At 33.7% G+C, this 2827-nt stretch carries 2 protein-coding genes; both read right to left on the bottom strand.

Annotated features, from left to right (window positions below):
- Nucleotides 1-53: 53 nt before the first annotated feature.
- On the bottom strand, nucleotides 54-566 hold the full coding sequence (locus F6K22_RS37755) for a hypothetical protein (RefSeq protein WP_293109946.1): 513 nt from the start codon (nucleotides 564-566) through the stop codon (nucleotides 54-56).
- Between the two features lie 1261 nt (nucleotides 567-1827).
- Nucleotides 1828-2827 (bottom strand): lipid-A-disaccharide synthase (gene lpxB, locus F6K22_RS37760; protein WP_293109948.1); only part of this gene is annotated, 1000 nt, incomplete at its 5' end.

Raw genomic sequence — 2827 nt, forward strand, 5'->3', positions numbered from 1 at the left:
TCTACTACCTCCCCTATAATTCCTCCTAACTTCTGACTTCTAACTTCTGAGTCCTAATTATATGGTCTAGGTACACAAGAATTAGTCAATAGCCATCTATCATAACCTTGCTGATAAGCATCAATATAAATTAACTGTTGTCTTAATTCTGCTAAACCTAACTTATTCATTCCCACTTCTGGAAATTCATTTAATCCAGCTTTTGCTGTCAAACAACCATATTCAAACCCTATAGCTTGCAAATACATTTCACTTTCATTCATACTGATGTACTCACCTAAGTCAATTTTAAATTGTAGATAACCGCGCAGATAAGCATCAGCATAAATTTTCTGTTCTATTATTTCTACTATATTTCGTTTCTGAATTCCTACTTCTATGAATTCACCCAAACCAGATTTAGACCTTTGATAACCATCAAAAAAACCTTTAAATTCAAGGCTATTTCTTGTTTCTATAGAGACAATGTTACTCCTAATTTCTCCTGCAAAAATTGGTTTTTCAATAGCTATTACAGAACTCAGTAACAGAAATGTTTTGCCAATAACAATCAACAATTTATACAATATTTTTTTAGTTTTATTTTCTATGTTATATAACAAGTATATGTTATCTAACAAGTAAATATGTTTTAAATAAAACCCAAACCAGAAATAAATACCATTCATATAAGCTTAGAAAATATTTTTGCTAGTTTTATGATTAAACATTAATATTTAGGTGAAAAACTAGGTATAATTATTGATAATATTTACAATGAAAAAGCAACTAAAATTAATAAGAAAAAAACCTTATCCTCTAAATCCAGGACAGTTTTTTTCTTTTTAGGAGTTTGATTACTGGACTCCGAATCTCTACTTTTAAACTTCTGTTAAAATACTAAAAATTATTTACAGCAATTCCCTCTGTTATGAGGTACAGATTTAGTAGGCAAGATGCCCACACCACAATAATTTTACTATTCGCGCCTTGTACATCATTTGTCCGAAATATGCTGTATAAGTATTCGACTGAACATAATATTAATTAATACTTATGAAAGGTCGATGTAGCCAAAATATTGTTTGAGTCACAGACAACCATTTTACCAAATATTTTGGGTTTAAAGTCTCGCCCTTCTAGTATTCTGTCAAGATAAAAATGATGGGTATTTCAAAATTGAAAAGCTTATCAATCAAAATTTTTGAGAGTTTATCGTTCCTCATAATCAGTTTGAGAGAGTGTTTTAGGACTTACGCAGAAACCGGGTTTATCGACGAAATTTCCTGGTTTGAAGAATAATAATCAAGGCAATAAACCCGGTTTCTTGTTTTTTCTTGTTTGGGTGCGTAAGTCCCGTGTTTGTCAAATAACTATTAAGAAACTTGTCATCAACTAAATCTTAAAGCTTGAATAAGGCCAGGGATTGAAATCAGTTTGCAGTTAGCGGGTATAAGTATTCATACTCCTAAAGTTATGGTACAAATAGGCGACAAATAATTTTTTCTTCACCTATTCCCTATTCCCTGTTCCCTATCTTCTTTTTTTATATTTCCTGATACATTATACATTCAATCTCTTACAGACCACTAGGGCGACTTTAACTAGCTAGCTCGCTTTTAGCCCATACGCTAGCCTCCTGCGGAGGAACTGCGTTAACAGCTTTTTGAGCTTGGGTAAAACATCCCCTGCTTCTATAAGCAGGATGGTGCGCGGAGGGGTTTAAATCCCCTTCTAAACGTTTACTGCTGACTGCTGACTGCTGATTGCTGATTGCTTTTTTAAGATCAAATATCTGATCAAATGAGATTACTTGAAATACCTGACCCCCTACTCTGAAAAATATTTTTATTTTCTGGTTAAAACTAAATTTAAAATTGCTTTAGCAGTCCGGTCGCCAACTCCTTCTTCTCCCAAAGATTGACGCATTTCTTGATAATCAGTTAATGTCTTAGCTCGGCGTTGAGAATTTAATAAAAGTTCTAAAGCTTCAGAGACAATATTTTCAGGAGTAGCATTTTCTTGGAATAACTCTGGCACAATAGACTTCATTTGTACCAAGTTAGGTGGAGACATAAATGGAATCGAAAACCTCAAAATATTCCTAGCAATCCAAACAGTAATAGGATTAACCTTATATATTACGACTTGAGGAACATTTAGCAAAGCTATTTCCAAATTTACAGTACCAGATTTAGCGATCGCCAAGTCCGCTCCAGCCATAATTTCTAAATTATTACTCTCTAGTATTTCTTGACTATTTTGTGGCAAAGCTGGATAAATTGTTGCCTGTAGTTGATACTTTTTAATTGCCTCTTCAATGGGATAACGATAAGTCTCTAAAGATAGAGGAATCAGAAAATGAACTTCGGGTAATTTTTCCTGAATTATTTGAGCTGCTCGAAAAATTATAGGCATTAAATACTTAACTTCTTGTTGCCTAGATGCTGGTAATAAAGCGATCGCCAATGTATCTGGAGCTATTCCCAAAATTCTACGAGCTTTTTCCCTAGTAGGAGCCATTTTTACTCTATCAATAATAGGATGACCTACCCAAGTAACCTCAGCTCCTTGTTGCCGAAAATAATTTGCCTCTCCTGGAAAAATAGCCAAAAGTTTATCTGTCAAATTAACTATTTTAGCTGTTTTATCCTTTCCCAGAGACCAAACCCATTCTTGAGGAGCAATGTACCAAATAATCGGCAAATTCCGCCAAGTTTTACGAATATAATTACCAATACTAAGATTCGGCCCCATGTAGTCTATCAAAACAACTATATTAGGAGATTCGTTGTGTAGATATTCCTTAGCTTTTTGTTGAATTTTCAGAGTAGGGAAAACAAAAGGC

This window comes from Okeania sp. SIO2F4, assembly GCF_010672385.1.
Taxonomy (GTDB): Bacteria; Cyanobacteriota; Cyanobacteriia; order Cyanobacteriales; family Microcoleaceae; genus Trichodesmium.